General features: G+C 38.0%; 18 protein-coding genes. 8 read left to right on the top strand and 10 right to left on the bottom strand.

Features of this window, described 5'->3' with window-relative positions:
- Positions 1–60: 60 nt before the first annotated feature.
- A complete protein-coding gene (locus ASU31_RS22685; protein ID WP_057934542.1) occupies positions 61–1,014 on the bottom strand; it encodes a bifunctional helix-turn-helix transcriptional regulator/GNAT family N-acetyltransferase in 954 nt (317 codons plus the stop codon).
- Between the two features lie 122 nt (positions 1,015–1,136).
- Between ASU31_RS22685 and ASU31_RS22680 the strand changes: the two genes are divergently transcribed.
- From ASU31_RS22680 to ASU31_RS22655, 6 genes are all read left to right on the top strand, one after another.
- A complete protein-coding gene (locus ASU31_RS22680) occupies positions 1,137–1,679 on the top strand; it encodes a hypothetical protein (protein ID WP_057934541.1) in 543 nt (180 codons plus the stop codon).
- A gap of 29 nt (positions 1,680–1,708) precedes the next feature.
- Positions 1,709–2,185, top strand: coding sequence for a DinB family protein (locus ASU31_RS22675; protein ID WP_057934540.1), 477 nt, complete (start codon positions 1,709–1,711; stop codon positions 2,183–2,185).
- 446 nt (positions 2,186–2,631) lie between these two features.
- Positions 2,632–4,248 (top strand): CTP synthase, encoded by a 1,617-nt coding sequence (locus ASU31_RS22670; protein WP_057934539.1) that lies wholly within the window; start codon positions 2,632–2,634, stop codon positions 4,246–4,248.
- 20 nt (positions 4,249–4,268) lie between these two features.
- A complete protein-coding gene (yidC, locus tag ASU31_RS22665) occupies positions 4,269–6,062 on the top strand; it encodes a membrane protein insertase YidC (RefSeq protein ID WP_057934538.1) in 1,794 nt (597 codons plus the stop codon).
- 238 nt (positions 6,063–6,300) lie between these two features.
- Positions 6,301–9,159 (top strand): S9 family peptidase, encoded by a 2,859-nt coding sequence (locus ASU31_RS22660; RefSeq protein ID WP_057934537.1) that lies wholly within the window; start codon positions 6,301–6,303, stop codon positions 9,157–9,159.
- 342 nt (positions 9,160–9,501) lie between these two features.
- A complete protein-coding gene (locus ASU31_RS22655) occupies positions 9,502–10,773 on the top strand; it encodes a nucleoside recognition domain-containing protein (protein WP_057934536.1) in 1,272 nt (423 codons plus the stop codon).
- A gap of 110 nt (positions 10,774–10,883) precedes the next feature.
- On the opposite strand, the gene ASU31_RS22650 is transcribed toward ASU31_RS22655, so the two are convergent.
- The 3 genes from ASU31_RS22650 to ASU31_RS22640 form a co-directional block, all read right to left on the bottom strand.
- Complete coding sequence (locus ASU31_RS22650; protein WP_057934535.1) at positions 10,884–11,126, bottom strand: hypothetical protein; 243 nt, start codon at positions 11,124–11,126, stop codon at positions 10,884–10,886.
- Positions 11,127–11,226: 100 nt separating this feature from the next.
- Positions 11,227–11,667 (bottom strand): PaaI family thioesterase, encoded by a 441-nt coding sequence (locus ASU31_RS22645; protein WP_057934534.1) that lies wholly within the window; start codon positions 11,665–11,667, stop codon positions 11,227–11,229.
- A 365-nt stretch (positions 11,668–12,032) separates the two neighbouring features.
- Positions 12,033–14,489 carry a TonB-dependent receptor gene (locus tag ASU31_RS22640; protein ID WP_057934533.1) on the bottom strand — a complete coding sequence of 819 codons (2,457 nt, stop codon included), beginning with the start codon at positions 14,487–14,489 and terminating at the stop codon, positions 12,033–12,035.
- A gap of 557 nt (positions 14,490–15,046) precedes the next feature.
- Between ASU31_RS22640 and ASU31_RS22635 the strand changes: the two genes are divergently transcribed.
- Positions 15,047–15,505, top strand: a complete 459-nt coding sequence (locus ASU31_RS22635; RefSeq protein WP_029274701.1) for a MaoC family dehydratase — start codon at positions 15,047–15,049, stop codon at positions 15,503–15,505.
- Positions 15,506–15,507: 2 nt separating this feature from the next.
- Here the strand turns inward: ASU31_RS22635 and ASU31_RS22630 are convergent, their stop codons facing one another.
- From ASU31_RS22630 to ASU31_RS22610, 4 genes are all read right to left on the bottom strand, one after another.
- Positions 15,508–16,155, bottom strand: coding sequence for a hypothetical protein (locus ASU31_RS22630; RefSeq protein WP_057934532.1), 648 nt, complete (start codon positions 16,153–16,155; stop codon positions 15,508–15,510).
- Between the two features lie 809 nt (positions 16,156–16,964).
- Positions 16,965–17,294 (bottom strand): hypothetical protein, encoded by a 330-nt coding sequence (locus ASU31_RS22620; RefSeq protein WP_057934530.1) that lies wholly within the window; start codon positions 17,292–17,294, stop codon positions 16,965–16,967.
- A 101-nt stretch (positions 17,295–17,395) separates the two neighbouring features.
- Complete coding sequence (locus tag ASU31_RS22615) at positions 17,396–18,631, bottom strand: MFS transporter (protein ID WP_083505491.1); 1,236 nt, start codon at positions 18,629–18,631, stop codon at positions 17,396–17,398.
- Positions 18,621–19,703, bottom strand: a complete 1,083-nt coding sequence (locus ASU31_RS22610; RefSeq protein ID WP_057934529.1) for a zinc-binding dehydrogenase — start codon at positions 19,701–19,703, stop codon at positions 18,621–18,623. Before ASU31_RS22610 ends, ASU31_RS22615 begins: the two co-directional genes overlap by 11 nt.
- Positions 19,704–19,920: 217 nt before the next feature.
- Between ASU31_RS22610 and ASU31_RS22605 the strand changes: the two genes are divergently transcribed.
- Positions 19,921–20,610, top strand: coding sequence for a phosphonatase-like hydrolase (locus tag ASU31_RS22605; protein WP_209435042.1), 690 nt, complete (start codon positions 19,921–19,923; stop codon positions 20,608–20,610).
- A gap of 325 nt (positions 20,611–20,935) precedes the next feature.
- Here the strand turns inward: ASU31_RS22605 and ASU31_RS22600 are convergent, their stop codons facing one another.
- Both ASU31_RS22600 and ASU31_RS22595 read right to left on the bottom strand, forming a co-directional pair.
- Positions 20,936–22,528: a RagB/SusD family nutrient uptake outer membrane protein gene (locus ASU31_RS22600; protein ID WP_057934528.1), complete on the bottom strand. Its 1,593-nt coding sequence runs from the start codon at positions 22,526–22,528 to the stop codon at positions 20,936–20,938.
- 12 nt (positions 22,529–22,540) lie between these two features.
- Positions 22,541–24,851, bottom strand: a 2,311-nt coding sequence (locus ASU31_RS22595) for a SusC/RagA family TonB-linked outer membrane protein (protein WP_057934527.1), incomplete at its 5' end; no start/stop codon positions are given.

Raw genomic sequence — 24,851 nt, 5'->3', positions numbered from 1 at the left:
GGTTATAAGTTTAGGGCTTAGAGGTTAGTGCTACTCCCTAAACCCTAAACACTCCCTAACCTATCTAATCAACAGTTCCATCTGAATATTACATCGCGTGTACGGTGTGGGCTTACCTGCCACTTTTTGGAAACCTAGTTTATGGTAAAGATTTATTGCAGGCTTTAAAATGGTATTGCTCTCTAAATAAATTTTAGATGCACCTAACGATCTTGCCTTATCAATAATGGCATTTGCCAATAGAAAGCCTACATTTTTTCCCTGAGCTTTTGGCGATACCGCCATTTTGGCCAATTCAAAATCATATTCGCCATCATTCATTTTTACTAGTGCACAAACGCCTAAGGGTTCGCCTTCGTAGCGCGCAACCAGTATAAAACCTCCATTATCTAAAATATAGCCCTGCGGATTATCCAAAGCTTTATAATCAGTTTCTTCCATGGTAAAATACTGTGAAATCCACTCTACATTTAACGACCTGAATATTTCCTGGTATTTGGGCTGATAATCTACAATCTCAATTTTTAAGCTATCTCTTTCTTTTTTCTTTTCCATTACCCTTCTCAGCAAGTTTTTTTGCTCCAATAAAAACTCCCACTCACCTATTGCTTCCCAAAGTTTATTTTGTGACTGGGCCGAAATCTCTTCAATGGCAGCATTTACATCAATCAATTGATCTTCAATTTTTTTAGAGATCTCTATCCCTGCCAGAGAAAGGCTCACCACATTCCTTCGGCCGTCGGTTTTATCTTTTCCCTCTTTAACGTAACCCTTTTTTAGCATTTCGCTAATGATTTTACTCACCGATGGATGAGAATGACCAATATCTTTAGCCAGTTCGGTAATCGTTTTTTCTTTCTCTTGTGCCAAAGCATAAAACACAGGAAACCATTTTGGCTGCATATCAATATTATACAACTTATAAATCTGTGCAGCATCTTCAGTCACCTTATCGGTTAACATTCTTAACCTACTACCTATAGCCACTTTACCAGTTTCTTCGAAAAAATTCATAATAATAACAATCAATTACGTAATCAGTTACGCAAATATAGAAATTTAATATTTGATCACAAATTTTTGATCTGTAAATCATTCAATTTAAATTTTTACTATTTTAGATCGATTTACCACTTATGAAAAGAAAATCTATACCATTGCTCCTGCTAGCTATTATTTTTTTTGCCTGTAATTCGAACGGCAAAAAGGAAGCTAATGCCATTGAGTTTAAAAATGTTAACCAGCGCCTTGCCAAATCTTTTTCCGATTTAAAACGTTTGGATACTTTTAAGATCGAACTTACTGGCCGGAAACCTGAAGAAATGGTATTGAATTTTACGATCAAAAATGCCGACGGAAAAGAAATTTACAATACCAAAATAAAAGGAACTGAGTTATTGGGCAGTACAGATCCAAATGTTGATCTTTCAAAAGAAAAAGACCAGATTATTTTCCTGAAAACCATTGCTGATGATTTTTTTAGTGATGATAATTTTCTAGAGCCAGCAGTAATGCCCGAAGATAAAGCCGATAATTATACCCCGGACAAAGCACTTTATGAAGAATTAAAAAAATCGGGACTAAACGGCTTTAAGTATCGTTTAGGGAAAGAGAACAACATTTACATTGCCTGGAGCGAAAAAGAACAGAAAGTAAAGATTTATTATAACTGTTGTTAAGGATAAAATAGAAGTTAGAAAATTTAGAAATGAAAAGATCTGAATTTATTGCAAACCGATTAAGGGAGGTTTTTCTAAATGGGTATTGGATTGCCAATACCAATTACAAGGAACAATTATTAAGTATTACCTGGCAACAGGCTACGCATCAGATAGCAGATTTAAATACAATTGCAGCTTTAACCTATCACATCAATTATTATCTGCTTGGTATTTTAAACGTATTTAAAGGCGGACCTTTGGAAATCAAAGATCAATATAGTTTCGACATGGCGCCAATACAATCAGAAGCAGATTGGAAAAAACTGCTGGAAGATTTTTTGACAAATTCGGCAATTTTTGCCGATGAAGTAGCGCAAATGCCGGATGAAAAATTAGATCAGGTATTTGTAAACGAAAAGTATGGCACTTACCTAAGGAATATAGAAGGGGTGATTGAACACAGTTACTACCATTTTGGGCAGATTGTATTGATCAAAAAGCTGATTTTGGCGGCAACAAAATAAATATTACCACTGATGGTGAAGCGTATCAATCTATAATGCCTTCATTAAACGCATAACTTCTACTCAGCCTCTTCTTTTTAAGGTAATTAAGACCAAAAAACAGGTGATTAGTATGAAGGGCGATACCATAACCTACCAAGGCAGATAGAAATTTTATTAAAAAGCGGCTTTGAAGGATTTACGGGCTTACCTGGAATGATATTAGGCCTGGCTCGTTATGAAGATAAAAAGAACCCCAGAAAGATAGAAGATATTAAAAAAGAACTCTACACGCTGGTACTTTAAGCGGCCACCTCACCTAAAACAGTCACTATCAGAGATATAATATGACGAAAAAATATTCTGGCAAGTATCTAATCGAGCGATAATTTTTTGTACCTTTGTATCCCGTACAAAAACAATTAAACAGGCTCAAAACACCTGGTTAATTCCACAAATTATCAATCATGACAAAGTATATTTTTGTTACGGGCGGTGTTACTTCCTCTTTAGGTAAGGGCATCATTTCCGCATCTTTAGCTAAACTTTTACAGGCACGTGGCTACCGTGTAACCATTCAAAAATTCGATCCGTACATTAATATCGATCCCGGAACTTTAAATCCATACGAACATGGCGAATGCTTTGTAACTGAAGATGGTGCTGAAACCGATCTGGATCTTGGTCATTATGAGCGTTTCCTTAACGTTCCAACATCACAGGCAAATAACATTACTACCGGCCGTATTTACCAGAACGTAATTAATAAAGAGCGTAAAGGTGAGTATCTGGGCAAAACAGTTCAGGTTGTACCTCACATTACAGATGAGATTAAACGCAACATGCGCATTTTAGGTGATAGTGGTGAATATGATATTGTAATTACAGAACTTGGTGGAACTGTGGGTGATATCGAATCGTTACCATTTATTGAGGCTGTTCGTCAGTTTAAATGGGAAGAAGGCAGTACCAATGCTATTGTTATCCACTTAACCCTGGTACCTTATTTAGCTGCTGCCGGCGAGTTAAAAACCAAGCCGACACAACACTCAGTTAAAGCTTTGTTGGAGTACGGAATACAGCCGGATATTTTGGTTTGCAGAACTGAGCACCACATTAGTCCTGAGATCAGAAAAAAAATTGCTCTATTTTGTAACGTTAACATCAATGCGGTAGTCGAATCGATGGATGCATCTACTATTTATGATGTGCCATTGTTGATGTTAAAAGAACAATTGGATAAAACTGTTTTATCGAAATTAAAATTACCGACCAAAAGCGACCCTGATATGGAAAGCTGGAAAGATTTCCTGGGCCGTTTAAAAAATCCTACGGCAGAGGTTAAAATTGGTTTAATCGGTAAGTATGTAGAATTACCTGATGCTTATAAATCAATTATAGAATCTTTTGTACACGCGGGTTCGAAAAATGAATGTAAGGTCAAGGTAGAATATATCCACTCTGAAGGTCTTTTCCCTGATAATGTAAAAGATAAATTAGGTCACTTACAAGGTGTTTTAGTTGCACCGGGTTTTGGTAGCCGCGGCATTGAAGGTAAAATTGATGCCATAAAATATGTCCGCGAGAATAATATCCCTTTCTTCGGAATCTGCCTGGGCATGCAATGTGCTGTTATCGAATTTGGACGTAACGTTTTAGGTTTGAAAGATGCACATACTACAGAAATTGAAGAAAATGCTGCCAATCCGGTAATTAACATGATGGAAGAGCAGAAAAAAATAACAAATAAAGGTGGAACGATGCGTTTAGGCTCTTATCCTTGTGATATTAAAAAAGGAACAAAAGCTTTTTCTATTTACGGTAAATCGCACATCAATGAGCGCCACCGTCACCGTTACGAATTTAACAATGCTTATTTAAAGCAATATGAAGATGCAGGAATGATTGCGTCAGGTATGAATCCGCAAACCAATTTAGTTGAAATTGTGGAGCTTAAAAATCATCCATTTTTCGTTGGCGGACAGTTTCACCCAGAATTAAAATCAACAGTTGCTAATCCTCACCCACTTTTTGTTAAATTTGTCGCCGCTGCGATGGAGTTTGCGAAAAAGAAAACGAATTAAAAGCAGTACATACATAAATAATGGATAGAAATACCTTTACAGGACTGTTCCTGATTATGATCATTTTGGCAGGATCATTCTACTTTTTGAAGCCGAACGAGGCTGAAATGAAAAAAGCCAAAGAAACAGAGCGTTTAGATTCTTTGAAAAAAGCTGGCGTTACACCAGTGCAAAAAGATACCACTAAAACAGCGGCCATTGCTAACCCGGCTGTAGATTCTTTAGCCTTAAAAGGCCCTTTTGGTACCGCAATAACTGGCACTGAAGCCAACACTGTTCTAGAAAACGAGAATTTATTAATCACTTTAAGCAATAAAGGCGGTAAAATCACCTCGGTTGAAGTTAAAGGTCAGAAAACCTTTACCGGTAAACCACTGATTTTATTTGATGGTAACCAGAACAAATTTGGTTTAAACCTGAATGCTGCTGGCAAAGTAATTAATACCAACGATTTATACTTTACACCAACAAAAACCGGAAATACAGTTACCATGCGTGCCAGTTATGGCACCAACGCATATGTAGAATATGTATACGATTTAAAAGCATTAAGTAACAAAGTAGCTTTCAACATCAATTTAGTTGGCTTACAACAAGTAATTGCAGGCAATAGCATTGGTTTAAACTGGCAGACTACTTTATTACAGCAAGAAAAATCGATCGAAAGTGAGCACCGTTATTCTGCTCCTTATTACAAGTATTTAGATGGTGATGTGGACCACCTAAGTGTTTCGAAAGATGAGAAGGAAGATTTATCGAAAGGTAAAATCCAATGGTTCTCATTCAAACAGCACTTTTTCTCAGCTTCATTGATTTCAAAACAGGCTTTCGATAAAGGAAGTTTAGAAGTTAAAATCCCAACAGCTCCAGGCCAGGTGAAGTTTTATGATGCAAATATGCAATTGCCTTATGCACATACAGCCAACCAGGTTTATGAAATGGAATTCTATTTCGGAACCAATAAATTCTCTGCCTTAAAAGCTCAGGGATATGATTTAGAGCAGCAGGTTGATATGGGTTACTGGCCTTTAAAATACATTAACCGTTTTATCGTATTACCTGTATTTAACTTCTTAAACAGCTTTGGCTGGAATTACGGGTTAATTATTTTGGTATTAACCATTTTATTAAAACTTGCTTTATCGCCACTTACTTACAAGTCATACCTATCAATGGCTAAAATGAGGGTATTGAAACCAGAAATGGACGAAATTAAAGCTAAAGTAGGTGAAGATAACCCAACATTGGTTCAACAGGAATATTTAAAATTATACAAGAAAGCAGGGGTAAACCCGCTGGGAGGATGCTTGCCAATGGTATTACAGTTGCCTTTGGTAATGGCCTTCTTCTTCTTCTTCCCGAACTTATTCGAGTTACGTGGTGAGAGTTTCCTTTGGATGAAAGATTTATCTACTTATGATGAATTTATCAAATTTGGCGTAAAAATCCCTTTCATTGGCGATCACTTAAGTTTAATGTGTGTATTGATGACCATCTCTACATTGATTATGACTTATTTTAACAACCAGGTTTCTGGAGCTACAGGTCAAATGAAATACATCGGCTACATTATGCCAGTTATTTTCTTAGGTGTGTTGAACAGCTACCCTGCCGGATTAAACTATTATTATTTCTTGGCCAACTTAATGACTTTCGGACAGCAGTTCTTAATCCGTAAAATGGTTGATGATGATAAAATCCACGCTTTGATTCAGCAAAACAAAGCCAGACCAGCTGATGAGAAAAAGAAAAAATCTAAATTCCAACAACGTTTAGATGATTATATGCGTCAGCAACAACAAGCTAAAAAGTAGTTTAGCCTTTAATGATATGAAAACCCTCGATTGCTTAAAACGATCGAGGGTTTTTGCTTTGGGCTGAGCGATAAGCGTATGGCGTAAAACTGGGCACCACAACCTCTAATCTCCGACCAGTAACTTCCCAACTAAATGCTTTTAATTGTAATATTTGGCATACAAGTTTCCTAATCAGGTAAAAAATTCCAATTTTAGGTGATTAAATCTCAACCAACAAATTAATTAACTTTTAAAAATGCAAAAGAGACTAACTATTATTCTGTTTTTCGTTGTCAGCTTTGCCTACGCACAAAAGAAACCTTTAGATCATTCGGTATATGATACCTGGGAATCAGTAGGAACAAAGCAATTATCAAATAATGGGCAATGGGCCATGTACAGCATCTTACGGCAAGAAGGTGATGCACAATTGTACCTTACCAATATTAAAACGAATGCGAAAATTAATATACCAAGAGGGATGAACTCACAGTTTAGTAATGATTCTAAGTTCGCTGCTTTTAACATCCGTCCCTTAAATAAAGATTTACGTCAGGCTAAAATTAAAAAGAAAAAGCCAGATGAATTACCAAAAGATTCGTTAGGCATTGCCAACCTCACCACCAGTGCCATTACAAAAGTAGCAAGGGTAAAATCTTTCAAATTCCCTGAAGAAGGTGCAGGTGTACTGGCCTATTTAACTGAAAAGCCAGATACGGCAAAGAAAACGGTAAAATCTGCTGAGAAAAAAGATGGCGAAACTGATTTTGCTGATGATGAACCCGCCGGAAAAGGTAAAACCGAAGAAGGAACTGATTTAGTGGTAAAAAACCTTTTAACAGGCACAGATAAAACCTATAAATTCGTTACCGATTATTATTTCAGTAAAGATGGCAAACAATTGGTTTTTGCCTGTAGCGGATCTAAAAAGGACAAAACGGCTCCACAAGGTGTATTCTTGCTAAATACAGAAAAAGGCACATTAAAAAGCCTAATTAAAGGTAAAGGAAGTTTTAAAAACTTCACTTTTGATGAGGAAAGCGAGCATGTGGCTTTTGTGGGCGAGCAAAGTCCGGAAAAACAGGAAATAAAAGATTACAATATTTATTACAACTCTTTAACAATTGATACAGCGCAGATACTGGTTGATTTTGATATGCCAGGACTACCTGCAAAATGGTCGGTTAACGGCGATGGTAAAATAACCTTTAGTAAAGATGGCAAGAAATTGTTTTTCGGCATCTCCCCTATCAAAAAACCAAAAGACACCACTATCGTAGATTTCGAGGTGGCTAAAGTTGATGTTTGGAATTACAAAGACGATTATCTGCAGCCTATGCAGCTTAAAAATGCAGATAGAGACAGTAAAAAAAGCTATTTATCGGTGATTGATGTTTATAGCAGCGATCCTAAAGTAATTCCATTAGCGGATTTAAAATTGCCTGATGCCAATCTGATTGCTGAAGGTGATGCAAATCAGGTTTTAGCATCTACAGACTATGGCCGCAGGATCGAATCACAGTGGAGTGGTTCTACCTCAAAAGATTATTATCTGGTTGATACTAAAAACGGCCAGAAAAAGAAAATCATTGATAATTTAAGCGGTTATGCAATGGCTTCTCCTGGCGGAAACTATGTTTTATATTTTGATAGAAAAGCAGGTAGCTGGAATACTTATAGTGTAACCACTGGAAAAGTAACCGTATTAACGGCTGGATTAGCAGAAAAGTTTGTTGACGAGGAAAACGATGTACCGGATTTACCTTCCCCTTACGGTTTAGCAACATGGACTGAAGGTGATAAAGCTGTTTTAATTTACGACAAATATGATATCTGGTCGTTCTCACCAGATGGAAAATCGGCGCCTAAAAATATTACGGCTGGTTTTGGAAGGGCCAATAACCTTACTTTCCGTTATGAGAGAGTACAACAGGATAACAGATTTGAACGGAATGCAGATAGCAAATTTGTAAAAGCGAACGAAACGGTTTGGTTAGATGGTTTTAACAATTTAACTAAAGAAAACGGGTTTTACCGTACCAACGTAGGTTCAGCTAAAGCGCCAGAATTGGTAGTAATGGCTAAGTTTAAATATTCAAATCTGCTAAAAGCTAAAGATGCTGATGTTTACATTTACGATAAAGCCAATTATGTAGAATCGCCAAATGTTTATATCACTACCGATTTCAAAACTGAAACCAAATTAAGCAATACTAACCCTCAACAAAAAAACTACAATTGGGGCACAGCTGAGCTGGTTAAGTGGACCACGCCAAAAGGCTATAAAGCTGAAGGTATTCTTTATAAACCAGAAAACTTCGATCCAAATAAGAAATACCCGATGATTGCTTATTTCTACGAAAAATTGACGGATGGTTTATATACCTATCAGGCGCCAGCTCCTACTCCTTCACGTTTAAATATTTCTTATTTCGTGAGTAATGGATACCTGGTTTTTGCACCCGATATTAGTTATGAAACTGGTCATCCAGGCAAATCGGCAGTTGAATTTATCAATTCTGGTGTAGAAAGCCTGAAGAAAAATAGCTGGGTAGATGGCAGTAAAATCGGTATTCAAGGTCAAAGCTGGGGTGGTTATCAAGTAGCTTATCTCATTACACAGAATAACATGTATGCTGCCGCTTGGGCCGGTGCACCTGTAGTTAACATGACTTCTGCTTATGGTGGCATCCGTTGGGAAACGGGTATGAACCGTCAATTCCAATACGAAAAAACACAAAGCCGTATCGGTGCAACACTTTGGGAAAAACCAGAATTATATATAGAGAACTCACCACTATTTATGTTCCCGAAAGTAAATACCCCTGTTGTAGTAATGGCTAATGATGCAGATGGAGCTGTGCCTTGGTATCAGGGTATTGAAATGTTTACCGGTCTGCGTCGTTTAGGTAAACCAGTTTGGATGCTGAACTATAATGGTGAAGCGCATAACCTGGTTCAACGCCAGAACCGTAAGGATATTCAAATCCGTGAACAACAGTTTTTCGATTATTATTTAAAAGGTGCAAAGGCTCCAGCCTGGATGACAAGCGGAGTACCTGCAACTGAAAAAGGAAAAACCTGGGGTTTTGAACTAACAGATGATAAACCATAGTTAGTCGGAAGTCCAGAGTCAGAAGTCCAAAGTTAAAAAAGTCCATGGTTGATAGTAGATCTATTGGTCATGGACTTTTTTGGTTGATGGGTTGGATACTCAAATAATATACTGTTAAAAGATTTCCTATTGATATCTTTAATTTATAGTCGTCACCCTGTCCCGAATCTTCGGGATCAGGGTCTATGCAGCAAGAACGATGCTGAAACAAGTTCAGCATGACGATCGAGTTAGGTAAAAGAGGTAAAATTGGTCATTACAAACAAATACAAATCGAATACAGGCTACTATGAAATTCGGGTTAAAAAAGCTATTTTCACATCAAAAAACTAAACAACCCTAATGGCATTAAGCAGAATTTGGTCAGCATTTATTATCGTGGCTATTGTTGTAGCAAGTATTAAATGTTTCTTTTTCGGACATAGCGATATTTTTAACTGGATGGTAATCGGTAAATCATCAGATCCGTTAAACCCTTTAAAATTAGATGGCATTATCGAAACCTGCTGGATTGCGGTTGACCTTTGTATTAAATTAATTGGAACACTAGCTTTATTTATGGGTTTAATGAGCATCGCCGAAAAAGCAGGTGGTATCCGTTTACTTTCCAGAATTATTGGTCCTTTCTTTTCAAAACTCTTTCCCGAAATCCCTAAAGGACACCCATCTATGGGCCACATGATCATGAATTTTTCTGCCAACCTGTTAGGCTTAGATAATGCAGCCACTCCATTTGGTATAAAGGCGATGGAAAGTTTGCAGGAACTTAATCCAAATAAGGATGTTGCCAGCAATTCGCAGATTATGTTTTTATGTTTGCATGCCGCAGGTTTATGCTTAATTCCCGTTAGTGTAATTGCCATTAGGTCAACTCAAAATGCACAAGACCCAACCGATATTTTCATCCCTTGTTTGATTGTAACTTTTGTTGGTACCATGGCCGCCATGCTCATTGTATCCTTTAAACAAAAAATAAACTTACTTCAACCCGTTATCATTACCTGGGTATTAAGTATCTCGGCAGTAGTTGGTTTACTGGTTTGGTACGTAAGCAAGTTAAATGCAGAAAGCATAAAATCATTTTCAGGCTTATTAAGCGGTGGGATAATTTTATTGATCTTTTTATTGATTGTATTGGGTGCACTATATAAAAAAATTGATGTTTTTGATGCGTTTATTGGTGGCGCCAAAGGCGGATTTGAAACTGCACTGAAAATTATTCCTTATTTAGTTGGAATTTTAGTCGCTGTAAGCATGCTGAGAACCAGCGGAACTTTTGATGTGATCATGAGCGGGATTAAAAATGTGTTTGTATTTTTGGGAGCCGATACCAAATTTGTTGATGCTTTGCCAACAGCTTTAATTAGGCCTTTAAGTGGTGGTGCTGCCCGAGGAATGATGGTAAGCACTATGATCTCTAGCGGACCAGATTCATTTGCCAGTAAATTATCAGGTGTTTTTCAGGGTGCTTCTGATACGACTTTTTATGTTGTAGCGGTTTACTTTGGTTCTGTAGGAATAAAAAATACGCGTTATGCCATCGGTTCGATGCTGTTAGCTGATTTAGTTGGGGTTTGTACAGCCATAGCGCTTAGTTATATGTTTTTTGCGTAGATTTTAACCACAGAGTGAACAATGATACAAAGTTCACAGAATTGGATGTGTAATCAAAAAACTAAAAGATTAATCTACAGCTATCCGCTTAAATCTGAGGAAACACAGAATTAGCAAGACGTTTGCGGAATAGATATCCTGTTAATGATTTCATCAATAGCATCAGGATCAATCGCTACGTTTTTGGAAGCACACCACTTTTCTGTTTTGTTATCTAACCAGATACAAAAAGAGTGATAGCCATCTAAAACAACGGCATAAGTTTCGTGAAAATCATCTTGAATACGCATGCAAAATCCCTTAAAAATTTTGCCTCTAACAATGAATTGCAGGGTGGAATAATTTTCTAACATGGCTCATTATATTTTTGGTTAATTTACAACAAATTATAAACGAGAATGTTTCGTTAATTTAAAGGAATTAATAATTAATTCTTAAACTAGCAGGAAAGGCTTAACCTATGTTTAACATGTTCGAATAGCCTTTAGCTATTAAACGCTTTTTTGAAGGTAAAAATATCTCGCATTGCAGATTTAATATTGTGCGTCCTCTTTTTACAATTGAGGTTTCTGCAACAACTTCGTCGCCTTCACTTGCAGGGGAAAAATAATCGATATAGTTATTTATAGTGGTATAACGTTCGTTTAATCCCATCGTAAAAACAGTTGCACCAATTAAATCATCAATAATACCTGCTGTTACACCACCATGTAAAATTTGATAAGGATTGGTCATTTCTTTACGGATGGTATACTGGCACACCAATATGCCATGCTCTGCTTTAACTAAAACAGGGGCCAGCCAGTTCATAAAGTTAGAGGGCGAATCGGTAATTACCTTGCCAATTGATTGCCTTAAAAAAGCTAAACGCTGTTCGCTTAAAGAGGGTTCCATATCGGGTAAAAATAGGTAAAATAGTTTATTAGTCCATAGTCCATAGTCCATAGTCCATAGTCCATAGTCCATAGTCCATAGTCCATAGTCCATAGTCCATAAGATGGAACGGTTGATAGAAAAAAGGTTTAATGGCAAAAAGAAAATGGAAGATATAAATACCTCCCATTTCCTAAACGAAACATTTAACCCTAAAACATGATTATATAACCTTGCTATAGTTCTATTAGAAGCTTATGGTCAATGGTTTTTGGTCAATAGTTTGTAGCCATTATCCACATTTCTATCTGCAGATATTTTATTGATCATAAGCCATTAACTATCAACTATGATCCGTCAACCATTTCATCTTACACTTTCCGGCCTTAAATCGGAATAATAACTTTAAAACTTAAGTTCCTGCCCATATTGTAAATTCCTGATCTGCCATTGGCCGAAGGGTTATAATATTCGAAGTATTTTAATCTATTCAAATTGGATTGGTATGCGACATTGAAAATATTATCTGCCTGAAGAAAAATATCACATAAGGTCTTTCCTTTTTTAGTTTTCAGTGTTGATCCTATTCCTCCATTGATTAAGGTATAACCTGGAGTAAAGGTTTCGGTATCATCTAAAGCATAGAATTTATCCTGATCAGCGAAAAAAGCAGCATCAACTTTAATATAAGGTTTATCAAAAATACCTATAGCCTTTTGAGCGGTCGTCTTGATCTCTGTTCTCACCTGCAATGGCGGAATAAAAGGCAGATATTTAGCTTCCCTACCATTTTTATTTAATAATTCCTGATTCTGGTTCAAGCCAACCACATAAGCCAAACTATTGTTAAAACTTAACCATTTCATAGCTGAAGGATGTAGATTTACCGAAATTTCTGCACCATATAATCTTGCTTTCGACTGCTGATACTGATAAGTTAGGTTTCCAGGAACTATAACCACCGGATTTCCGTTGGCATCGGTTAAGCGCGATTGATAAATGTAGTTCTGAATATTGTTATTAAACAGTTCCATACTTATTTCAGCATCTTTTAAGTAAGCAATAATGCCAATATCTTCCTGAAGGTTAAATTCTGGTTTAAAGGTCCTGTTGCCCAAATACACAATGTGCGCACCGGGATCTAATCCATTAGAACCGATTTCTGTAATGTTTGGTGCACGGTATCCCCTGGCAATATTGGCCTTAATAAGCAGTTTTTCAGAAATGTTATAGGTTAAACCCAAACTTCCTGACAAGCCATAATAGTTTTTATCAAAAGATGGGAATTGCAATTTTCCAGTGGCATCAGTTGAACTCACCTGTTTACCAAAACCTGTTTTTGCATCGGTACCTACATAAAAATCACGCCAGTGTATATTTCTTCTGTCTATCCTGATTCCTCCTGAAACATCGATTTTACCCATCGATTTTTTTGCGAAATAAAAAGCACCGATATCGAAAAGATCATAATCGGGAATGGGAAAATCGGTAGCAGCCTTGCTCCTGTTCCCCTGGTACATGCCATTTACCCCGATGGTACTTTCGATACCTGCAAAATCTGGAAGGTTGTATTTAAGATCATAATTAAAAGTGTTTAATACTACATAAAGCCCGGCCTGACTTGACAATGTTGGGTGATTATATTCTCTCCTTACACTTTGCTGTCCGCCAATCAATAAATTTAAATCACTCGTTCCAAATTTAAACTGACTGGTATTATAAAACCGGTAATGTTGAATGTGCTGATGTAAGGGGTTAATGGAGTAGGTATTCAGATCACTTTCAGGTACAATAGGTCTGTTTTTAATATCATCTCCGTCATCCAAAACCTGCCTGGTAAATCGTCGCGATAAAGAATCTCTGCTACCATCAGGAATTTCCATCAAATTATCATAATAGGTAATAGCTGTTTTAGAAAAACCCCAGGCTTTATCTACCCTGGCGCTGGCAGATAAATTGTATTCTCTAAACGCTGTTCCGTAAACCAATCCGTCAATTTTGTTTTGGTAATTATGTGCTGTTTTCCCGGTCGCCCTAAACGTATATTTCCAATCGTTTTTAATGTAAGCTAGTCCGATCGACGAACCGATCATCCCATTATTGCTTTGATAGTTTGCGGTAAAATCACCTTTCAACTTACCATCTTCAAAATTCGGACTGTAAGGAATCATATTAATTACACCTGCTAAGGCATCAGAACCATAGGTTAAACTGGCCGGCCCCTTTACAACTTCGGCTCTGGTAATACCATATTCATCTACCTCGATACCATGTTCATCGCCCCATTGCTGCCCCTCCTGCCTTAAACCATCATACAAAGTTAATACACGGTTATACCCCAAACCCCTAATAAAGGGTTTAGATACATTTGGCCCCGTGGTAACTGCTGTAATGCCCGGAACGCCCTTTATAATGGCTTCGATCAGGTTGGTATTTACATTTTGGTCCATTGATTTTTTGGAAAGCACAGCAATAGGTACAGGGCTTTTACGCAGCTGTGTGGCCCGGTTAACCCCTGTAATTACCACATCGCCTAAATCAGATGCTAAGCTTAACAGATCAGCGTTAACCAGTGTCGTATCTCCTTTTAGCGTTACTTTAATTCTTTTGGATTGATAACCTATGCCCGAAAAAATGAGGTCGTAATTTCCGGATGGAATACCATTTAATTGATAGGTACCGGAAACATTTGATTTGGTGGATCCATTAGATCCTAAAATTTTAATGGTGATATTTTCTACAGGTTCATTTTGGGAGGTGACCAAACCTTTAACCATAACTTTTTGCGCGATGGCATTTAGCGATATAAAAAAACAGAAGCAGTATAGTAAGAAGGGTTTCATGAATATAAATGGTTTGTCTAAATATAATTTTAGACAAAACTAAATTTTAATTTAAATATATCAAATAAAATATTTAGATAATATTTAACAAGCTTAAAATCAAAACATTTAAACAAAAAAAACAAAAGCGCTTAATGTTGAATGAAGGGTGTTTTTTTTCCGAATTAGAATAATATTTATGAAGACATTCCATCATCCATTTTATATCTCCAATCTTACGTTCTCCACCTCATACAACTTTCCTCCAGGGCCATTTGTTATTCCATTGGTCAGGTTAGCACCTTTCGTTTCCGGTTACTTCTTTTTTAAAAAATTTAATCGATTTTGAATAAACAGCGACGATACTTATCTAGCTGATTATAAACAGCCTGCACTTGCTGTTCACAAATCAATGCAAAGTGGGCAGAAAAATCTTTTGAATATTTTCAACCATATCCTGCAAATACACCGTTATTATGATTATCATTGAATACAAAAGACTGAATGAAACTATAATACCTGAAGGATTGTTGTACCTAAAGGAATTGTAAACAGTGCTAATCCTATAAACAGAATATATGTTGGTGATTAATAATTTCGAAGAGTATGAATCGCATCTAGGTAAAGAACTAGGTGTTTCGCAATGGCATACCATAGACCAGGAGCAGATTAATAAATTTGCCGATGCAACCTTAGATCATCAATGGATCCACACCGATCCTGAAAAAGCTAAAAATGAAGGGCCATTTAAGGCAACAATAGCACATGGATATTTAACCTTATCCTTAATTCCATATTTATGGAAGCAGATTGCGGATGTGCGCAATATTAAAATGGAAATCAACTATGGTATTGAACGTTTTAAATTTGGTCAGGCAGTTTTAGTGGATAGCGAAGTGCAGCTAAAAGCAAAATTAAATTGCATTAGCAATTTGAGGGGAATAACCAAGGTAACGATTCAAGCTACACTTGTAATTAAAGATCAACCCAAACCAGCATATGTGGGTGATGTAGTATTTTTGTATCATTTCATCTGATATCATTCAATTTTGGCTACATAATTACGCTTAGTTTTCATACCGAGATTCTTGATATCGGGCAACTTGATTTTGGCTAACGACATTTCTAACAATATAGACGCATTTCGTTTCCTGGCTTCGGTTGCTATGCTTGAAGTGACATGTTTCAAGGTATTCAGTGCTGCAAAATACTGACGATCCAGTGTTTTAATGGTATTTATATCGCGATTTTCCTGTTGGTATTCCAGGTTTGATTTTTCACAACAATACTGCTGAATCTGATCTAAGTTTGCTAACTTTTCGGTTATTATAGATAGTGCTGATGCTGACAGCTTAAGCCCTTTAATGTCAACAACTTTACCATCCTTAACTAAATAATTTAACCCATTGAATGATATGGTTTTGAGTGGAGTATTGTTAATGATTGCTGTGGGTTTGGGAAGCTGTTTTTTTGAATTAAAACCATCTTTAATCAGTGCTTTGTTGTAACTAAACCGATCGGTTAAAAGTGAATCAATTAACTGGTTGCCATCTATTCTTTCACCATCCTTTATTTGCTCAGATGTACTTGTACCGATAGTATGTGCAACTATCAGATTCTTATTTGGGTTGCAACTAAGACAAATCAATAAAACAACCCATAAAAGCGGCAAACTTTTATTTTTCATATTCAACAATTAATCAAATGCAAATTATAGAATTAGCGGTTTATTGCACTTCACAATTGATGGACAATTTGCTTTACAATTTTTTATGCTGTGCTGTAGAAAAGTATATTCTTGCCTGCAATTATATTGTTTTAATGATCAGCTTCATTTAAAACATTTGAGCACAATTTCTATTTTTATAAGGTTATTTGACTTACCGAATTACAAAAAATGTTTTTTTTAGATAACTATTTTTACGGCACCAAACAAACAATTTTAATGTATGCGTAAAACTAGCATAACTTATGTTCTATGTGAGTAAATAAAAGCTATTTCTGACACATAACGGGATGGAAACTTCCTGCTAAAAAGAGCGCTCTCTTTCAGCAATCCTTAATGTTGGTCCTCTTATAGGAGCCAGTTTATCACAAACATGAGAATACAAAAATGGACCAGCCGTGCTGAGCTTCAAACGCTCCGGGAGGGTGATTATATTACATACGAATCATATTCGGGACGGATAAAAAAAATAGAAGTGCATCACTTTAGAAACGAACAACATTTTTATATCAAGCTTTACAATTTAAAACAAACCATACTGATTATCGCATGATCAATATCCAGAAAGGCCGAGATCATTTTTAATGATCCGCATATAAATTATTCTAATTCTCAAGCTAACCCAACCTTGGTTAGGCAGGCGTACCTTCTTTTTTTTCGCGCATTTATTTTAGAACTAAGAACAGCCTATCGTACTGGCGAATACACAAGACGATCTGTGTAATTTTAATACTTTTGATTTTACAATCAACGTCTCCCCCACTAATCTCTTAAATTAAGTGGCTTTTCTGGATACTTTCTTTGAGCAACGTAAATTCGTAACTATCCTGGGGAATAATCCGCCTTAAAGATTTTAATTTTTCGGGCACAAACCTAAACCTGATCTTACCATAAAGATCCTGATAAACACCAATTTGCTCGGTTATCTCGCGCACCATAAATTCATATTTCTGGTAGGTTTCGATTAGTTCCTGTTTAAGTTTTTTAACTTCATCGCATCCATCAGGATCAGTTCCGATCATCCTTTCCAGTTCTTCAAGCTGATCAAGAAGACCGATCAAATTGGCCACTGTAGTCTTACTTATCCCTTTCAAACTCATAATTATTCTTAAAAAAAGATCTTAAATTATTGCGACAGTAATAAATTACTTTCAGTTTTTATGGGCAACAGCATATTATTGTGCCCTTTAAACTTAAAACATTATACCACTTTAACTTGCTTAGATCTGGAAACAAAAAATGCAATTAGAGCAGACGATACACAGGCTAGCGCAGTTACAATAAAAATGTTGTTGCTATCGCCTGTAATATCGATTACATAGCCCAAAAATGGCTCACCAATTGCTGCAAACAGATAACCGCACATATTCATGATCCCTATACCTGTACCTGTAAGCCTACTACCCAGCATATCTGGACTTAAAGGCCAGTAACAAGCCTGTGGTCCGTATACAAAGAAGCCTGTTAAAAGCATTAAAATACTACTGAGAATGATTTGTTGCGTAGGCACAATAAAAATAAGAAGTGAGAGGATTGCACTTGCCGACATTCCAACTACGATGGCTTTTAAGCGGTTTCCTTTAAAAAGGGTATCAGATAAAACACCAAAACATAATGCCCCAATGGCCATACCAACAGGCAACAGAAATGTAACCCAGATATTGCCAGGGTTATCTTTCCAGTTTTTACCTAAAAAATGAACTGGAACCCAAAATATCAGTCCGTAACGGGCCATACTCTCAAAACCGAAAGATAAAGAGGTAAGCAAAAAATTTTTATTTCTGAATGCTGCCTTATAACGGCCGAGCCAATCTGATTTATTTTTGGCCATTGGCTTATGACTATCATTATCTTCTGTATCAGGCCGATCTTTTGCGATAATGAGAAATATGGTTGCCGTAACCAATAGCAATAGTACGGGTAGGCGGAACAGCATTCGCCATTCAATTCCCTGTTGCAAGAGCACAATTGAAATAAGGTAGGTTACTGCAGAAGATAATCCGGCTGCCATGGTATAAAAGCCAAATGCCTTGCCCCGCTCATGCTCGTCCCACCAATTATTGATCAGTTTCGCACCTGGTGCCCAAGCCATAGACTGGAAAAAACCGTTGAGCCCCCAAAGTATCATAATCACGGTGGCCGTATTTGAAAAACTTATCGCAATATTGGTCATGATTGATAAATAAGCCCCTGTTACCACCATCAGTTTAGGGCTCAATTTATCGGCAAGGTTACCATTAATAAACTGGCCTATAGCATAGCCGATTAACATACAAAAGCTGATCCAGCCAATGGTACTGTAGGATATATTTAACGAAGCAACCATGCCCTTTACAGCCCAGCCGAAGTTGTGCCTGCCCGTGTAAAAGAAGAGGTAACACAGCATAGTTACCAATAACATTTTCCACTTCTGTTTATTCGCGCTATTACTCTTCATTATTGTTTTTTCTGGCGACGTTTATGCCCACTCTGATGGGCTTATCAGCCACCGCGTAATTAAAGGCTGATTCTGTATCTTCCAAAGAAAACTCTGCTGAAACAAGTTTTTCAAACGGAAACTTAGCATAGTTGGCTTCTATAAACTTTACCGCTTGTACAAAGTCTTCGTAGTTATAATTGTGGAGGCCTTTGATGGTAACGAGGTTACGAACAATTTGCTCTGCATTAACCTGAACCTCCCTTGTTTTAAAAACTGCTCCGATCCAAACTGCTGTTCCACCAACAGTAAGTGTTGCAAGCCCCATTTCCATTGCATCAGACGAACCACTCATATCGAAAGCCACATCAATATCAGTTGGAAGGTCTGCATTCTGGCCTAAAAGATGTTGAACATTAGCTCCGAATGCTTCGGCTAACTTTAAACGTCCCTCATTTACATCCGCTACATGGATTTCTTTTGCTCCATCGGCACTGCACATTGCTACACATACTAAACCCAACAAGCCGACGCCAGAGATTAGCACCTTTTTTCCTTGAAGGCCACCTGAAAGACGGACAGCACCTGCAACTGTTGCCACTGCGCAATTTATGGTAGCGGCAACTTTAAGCGGAATTTCTTTACTGATTTTAATTACGGCAGTACCATGCTTTAATACACAGTGGGTTGAAAGTCCTCCGTGAAGCGCATCTGCTTCGGTAACTTTAGCATGCCCATATTTAAAAAGACCATCAGCCTTTTGAGGCATACCTCCTTTTGCCCTTACCGAATCTGCATTGGAAGCAAATATGCTCCAGGTTACCCTATCCCCGATTTCAAGTGGATTTCCTAAATAATCTTTTTGGTTATGTTCTGGATGAAAGGCCAGTACTTCACCCACAATTTCGTGGCCCAAAACCGTAGGTACAGTTTCACTCCTCAACCCACAGAAGGTATGCAGATCACTTCCGCAAATCGTGGTATAAAGGTTTTGCACAAGGATTTCGCCTGGATTAAGTACAGGAATAGCTATTTCTATCTCCTCAAGAGCCATTCCTGATCCATTGAAAACAATGAGGGTTGCATTTTTCATATTTATTTTTTTCTGTTAATTGACATCTAGCTATTCTGGTCCACCCTTTCCTCATGACCAAACAATAATGCAAAAATGGATTTTTAATGTTTAGCGAAAGTAAACAAATGTTAACATAAATGTTAACTATTACTAAACATTTGTTTAGTAAAAATACTGATAGTATATTTGACGCCAAAGTTCAAAAAATTAATTTATCTAATTTAATAGAAAGCAAATGTACCCTGAAATTAAAATGGTAGTATTCGATATGGCTGGCACTACAGTGAACGAAAACAACCTAGTTTACAAAACGCTAATGAATGCAATAAATGCCGCTGGTTTTTCCTATACCCTTGATCAGGTTCTTGCTGTTGCAGCCGGAAAGGAAAAGAAAGAAGCAATCAGATCGGTACTTAAAACTTACAAAGGTTCTTTTGATGAATCAATGGTCTTCGATATATATGAAGAATTTATTGGCAAACTGAAACTGGCATATGAAACTGAGGAAATTTTACCTCAACCAGGTTCGGTTGAACTTTTTGAAAAACTTCGCAAAGCAGGAATAATTTCGGTACTTAATACAGGTTATGACAGGGTTACTGCCGAGGCTATCCTGAGCAGATTGGGCTGGAAGGCAGGTACCGAATTTGATACACTCGTTACTGCTTCGGAAGTTAGCCAGAATAGGCCTGAACCTGATATGATTTTATTGGCAATGAGACACCATGGTCTTACCGATGGTAAATCAGTTGTTAAGATTGGAGATTCAAGTATTGATATTGAAGAAGGCAAAAATGCAGGTTGCGGCCTAAGCATTGGTATTACCACAGGCGCACATACACAAAAACAATTAGAAGAAGCTAAACCTGATGCGGTAATAAACAATTTAATGGAGATCTTGACTTTGGTAACCAAGCAGAACTAAATAATTGAAATGATTAAATAATTACAACCGATATGCTCACATACAAATGAGCGGCAAAGATTGGAATTAAACATAAAGGCTTCTAGCATTATAGTAGAAGCCTTTACATTAGAAATCATTTGAGTCCTCAAAGCTAATTTCCATATCAATGTTTTTTGGAATAGTCTAAAGATCCCTCCTCCAGAGGAGTTCCTTTGAAACACTGCGGTTGAGATGATAACACCTCGCAGCCTGTAGCCGTCACACCAACGTTTTCTAAAAAACTAAACCCTTTTGGATGAAAATCTTACCTTTATGATACAGCCACTTTTTAATTCAAAGCCTATTAGTTATAGTTAGGGTTCTGGGTCATCTGAGGATTAGCCAGCAATTCCTTTTGCGGAATCGGCCATACCATATCCCGGTTGGCCTTTGCAGACCTAACCTCTACATTTACGGGTTGATTGGTTACAGGATCTATAGCACCGTAAACCTGACCGTTCATTACCTGTTCGAATATTTCCCATCTGCGGATATCATAATAACGCACCCCTTCAAAAGCCAGTTCTACCCGCCGCTCTCTCCGTACCAACTCCCGGAGTTTTTCCTGGGTATTGTATACCGCCGTGTTAACATTAGGCATACCCGCCCTATTCCTGATCTCATTGAGGTATTTAACTACATCGGGGTTACTATAATCATTAAGTTCTACCAGACACTCCACATAGTTTAACAATACTTCAGCGTAACGCATAATCATATAATCCAAAGTTCTAGTGCCCGTCTTATCCTTCGGATCGAGATATTTATTTATCCAATAGCCTGTTGCGGTAGAGTTCTGATCTCCCAATTTATCGAGACCAGCTTCAAAAGGTTTCAGCACCACACCAGTGTAAGTACTACCAGGCAGGATAACAGAAGCGATAAGTCTAGGGTCGCGATTGTTTTTATAGTTTGGCTCTTTGGTGTATATGGCTAATGAATCGGGACCAAGCTCTGCCAAAGTTTTTCCTTGTTTAGTTTCATAGGCGTTAACCATTGATGCAGTAGGTGATACCACTGTTTTACCACCAGTGCCCTGTGGTGCAAAGGTATTCCATTGGTTACCTGCACTTGTAATTTCCCTAAAAAAGATGCGTTCGTTGTTAATTTCGCCAGTATAAAGGAACAGGTCTGCATAACTGGTTTTTATCGTGGTACTTTTACGCAAGCTGTAATCTCCCATATCGATAATCTTTTTGGCAGCATTTTTCGCACGTTCATAGTCCTTGTTATATAATGCAAATTTAGATATCAAGCCCCAACAAGTGGCAGCCGACATACGTTTAAGATCCACGTTATCTATATATTTATTAGGAAGAGCACCGCTATTTGCGCATTCGGTAAGTTCAGAAACCACAAAGTCGTATACTTCTTTGGCAGTACTCCTCGGAAGATAACTTCCTGCAGGGGTTACCGATTGTTTCATGATGGTAATTCCGCCAAAAAACATCGATAGCTCCATATGGTAATAAGCTCTTAATGCCCTGGCTTCTGCCAGATATTGATTTTTTAGTTTTTCAACGGGCATATAAGCCCTATCAATATTTTCCAAAAAGCGGTTTGCTCTTCTGATATCACGGTAATCGTCATCCCAGATTCCTGTTCCCACACCCCAATTGGCACCTTGAAGACCTTTTACATAAGATTCATAATCACCACGAAGGCTCTGTCTGGCTACAGCGTTATCGCTTAGTGCATCTAAAAACATCAATTGCCTGCCAGATGATCCGTCGGGAATTCCGGCATATATCGAGTTCAATGCTGCAGTAATGTTTGCTTCGGTATTCCACCAGGTTTCATCATCTACATCTGTCGGATTATCGTGCGTAAGGAATTTTTCGCATCCACTGAAAATGATCAGCAGAAGAGAGAAGAATAAATAATATATCTTTTTCATGTCCTTTAAAAGTTAGAATTTAATGCTAAGTCCAATAGTATAAAGTTTTACCAGTCCATAGGTCCATTGGTACCCCCTGCTTTCGGGATCTGTAATCTTAACAGAAGTGAAGGTGAAAGGGTTCTGGGCATTGAAATAAGCCCTTATAGAATTTACGCCTAGCTTTTTTACCAGCGGAGCCTGAAAACTATAACCAAGCTGAAGGTATTTCACCCTTAGGTAAGAACCGTTCTGGAACCAGAAATCAGAAGATACCTTGTTGTTGGCCGGTGCGATGTTCAGCCTCGGGAAACGGGCATCCGTATGCTGTGGTGTCCAGTAATTATCAGCATAATAAGTTGTTGGAACCCCGCCATCAGCACTAAAGTCGAATGGATAGGCAAACATACCATACAATACTGCATCTGATTTTCCTGTTCCTTGTACAAGTGCTTCCAGATCGAAATTTTTGTAGGCGATACGGAAATTGGCAAAATAGGTAAGTTCGGGTACGGGGTTACCAATAAGCCCTTGATCACCCAAACCGATTACCTTATCTCCGTCGATATCCAGGTATCGGATATCACCTGGTTTTGAATTAGGCAGAACCGGTATTAAAGGTTTTCCAGTGGCGTCGAAATCACTAGCCTGCAACAAGCCGTTAGTACGGTAGCCAAAAATTCCATTAATAGGCCCACCCACTCTTGATATTGTTGTGGTGGTAATGATATCGCCACCCTGAAGCTTGCGAACTTCGTTTTTATTATAAGATAGTCCTGGTCTGAACGAAATATTAATGTCCTGCCCAAGCCTGTCGTTGTAGTTCATTGATAACTCCCAACCACTGTTCCTTACCTCCCCTGCATTTACAGGAACATCAGACTCGAAACCGCCAACCAGCGGAAGGGTTGGGTTAAGGATGATATCTTTAGTGAGTTTATCATAATAATCGAAGGTCAATTCGAGTTTATTGTTCTTAAAAAGTCCTACATCCAAACCAAGATCAAGCATGTTTACGGATTCCCAGGTAATATCCGGATTACCATAGGTTGTTTCTACTCCGCTCGAATTATTGATCAGCGTTTGGTAACGGTACAAACCTATATTATCGTTACCAAGCTTACCGTATGAGGCCCGGATCTTGAAATTATTGATCAAGCTACTTTCTTTAAGGAAGTTCTCATTGTGGAGGTTCCAGCCAAGTGCAACAGAAGGGAATACACCAAACTTATTTCCGGGACCAAACCGGGAAGAGCCATCGGTACGGATTGTTCCCTCCAGCAAATACTTATCTTTGTAAGAATAATTTAATTTTGCATAACCCGACATGATGGAGAATACCTCCCACGCCCCGCTATTGGTTTCTTCCTGCGAATAGCCACCGAGTGCAAATAACCTATGATCGCCCCAGTCAAGTGTGTAATCTGCTGTTAAACCAGCATAATAGTAAGTAGTCCTTGCCATAGTGGTAGCCCGCTGCAAAGCCCACGTACGCAGCAGGTTGCCGGTAAAATAATCGAAGTGATTAAAATTCTCTCTGGTATCGCGTGTTACATCACTGTTCAGGCGGAAGCTAAACTGTCCTTTCAGGTTAAAGTTTCTGAACATCTCCCATTTGGGCTGAAGGTTAATACTGGTTTGCCCAAACTCTGCAGCCCGTTTACCGCCCACTTCGGCATAGGCCAGTGGATTTACGATATCAACATATTGGCCATAGAACGTTCTTCCATCCTTTTCAGGGAATCTCGGGATAATGGTTGGCGGCACCCGGTACATATCCTCAAGAAGCCTGTTTCCGGTATTGCCGGTTGCGCTAATTCTATTGGGCTGCTGGGTGTCTCTTTTGATGGCAAGCAGATCCAGGTTAACCTGAAATTTATCACTTAGCGAAATGGTGGTATTTGCACGGATATTGAAACGCTTCATATTACTTAGCGGAATTATGCCTTTCTGATAAGTATAATTGCCTGTAAGGGCAAAACGGGCAATACTACTTCCTCCACTGAGCGATAATGAGCTACTCGTAATGGGCGCTGCATCATCGATCAGCATATCCAACCAGTTGGTATTGGCGAAGGCTTTTCCGTTGTTGGCTACCGGATCCATCCCATTTCGGGTGTTATCAATCTGCTCCTGAGTAAAAGGCAATGCATTGGTGGGATTGTTATTATAACTTGCCTCATTATACATGCGCATATAAGTAGGCGCATCAACCGTGGCTGGTAGCGCTGAGGCATGTTGTACGCCGTAATAGCCATCATAAACTAAGGATACTTTTCCAGGCACACCACGTTTAGTGGTCACTACGATTACCCCGTTCGCACCACGAGAACCATAGCTGGAT

This window comes from Pedobacter ginsenosidimutans, assembly GCF_001442625.1.
GTDB classification, from domain to species: Bacteria; Bacteroidota; Bacteroidia; order Sphingobacteriales; family Sphingobacteriaceae; genus Pedobacter; species Pedobacter ginsenosidimutans.
This window is presented reverse-complemented; position numbering and strand designations above follow the sequence as displayed.

What these genes read in the sequence shown, in the direction of transcription:
- ASU31_RS22675 (WP_057934540.1), top strand. Translation starts at nt 1,709, where the DNA reads ATGAAAAGATCTGAATTTATTGCAAACCGATTAAGGGAGGTTTTTCTA.
- ASU31_RS22620 (WP_057934530.1), bottom strand. Translation starts at nt 17,294, where the DNA reads ATGAGTTTGAAAGGGATAAGTAAGACTACAGTGGCCAATTTGATCGGT.
- ASU31_RS22600 (WP_057934528.1), bottom strand. Translation starts at nt 22,528, where the DNA reads ATGAAAAAGATATATTATTTATTCTTCTCTCTTCTGCTGATCATTTTC.
- ASU31_RS22685 (WP_057934542.1), bottom strand. Translation starts at nt 1,014, where the DNA reads ATGAATTTTTTCGAAGAAACTGGTAAAGTGGCTATAGGTAGTAGGTTA.
- ASU31_RS22670 (WP_057934539.1), top strand. Translation starts at nt 2,632, where the DNA reads ATGACAAAGTATATTTTTGTTACGGGCGGTGTTACTTCCTCTTTAGGT.
- ASU31_RS22635 (WP_029274701.1), top strand. Translation starts at nt 15,047, where the DNA reads ATGTTGGTGATTAATAATTTCGAAGAGTATGAATCGCATCTAGGTAAA.
- ASU31_RS22605 (WP_209435042.1), top strand. Translation starts at nt 19,921, where the DNA reads ATGTACCCTGAAATTAAAATGGTAGTATTCGATATGGCTGGCACTACA.
- ASU31_RS22660 (WP_057934537.1), top strand. Translation starts at nt 6,301, where the DNA reads ATGCAAAAGAGACTAACTATTATTCTGTTTTTCGTTGTCAGCTTTGCC.
- yidC (WP_057934538.1), top strand. Translation starts at nt 4,269, where the DNA reads ATGGATAGAAATACCTTTACAGGACTGTTCCTGATTATGATCATTTTG.
- ASU31_RS22640 (WP_057934533.1), bottom strand. Translation starts at nt 14,489, where the DNA reads ATGAAACCCTTCTTACTATACTGCTTCTGTTTTTTTATATCGCTAAAT.
- ASU31_RS22630 (WP_057934532.1), bottom strand. Translation starts at nt 16,155, where the DNA reads ATGAAAAATAAAAGTTTGCCGCTTTTATGGGTTGTTTTATTGATTTGT.
- ASU31_RS22650 (WP_057934535.1), bottom strand. Translation starts at nt 11,126, where the DNA reads ATGTTAGAAAATTATTCCACCCTGCAATTCATTGTTAGAGGCAAAATT.
- ASU31_RS22610 (WP_057934529.1), bottom strand. Translation starts at nt 19,703, where the DNA reads ATGAAAAATGCAACCCTCATTGTTTTCAATGGATCAGGAATGGCTCTT.
- ASU31_RS22615 (WP_083505491.1), bottom strand. Translation starts at nt 18,631, where the DNA reads ATGAAGAGTAATAGCGCGAATAAACAGAAGTGGAAAATGTTATTGGTA.
- ASU31_RS22655 (WP_057934536.1), top strand. Translation starts at nt 9,502, where the DNA reads ATGGCATTAAGCAGAATTTGGTCAGCATTTATTATCGTGGCTATTGTT.
- ASU31_RS22680 (WP_057934541.1), top strand. Translation starts at nt 1,137, where the DNA reads ATGAAAAGAAAATCTATACCATTGCTCCTGCTAGCTATTATTTTTTTT.
- ASU31_RS22645 (WP_057934534.1), bottom strand. Translation starts at nt 11,667, where the DNA reads ATGGAACCCTCTTTAAGCGAACAGCGTTTAGCTTTTTTAAGGCAATCA.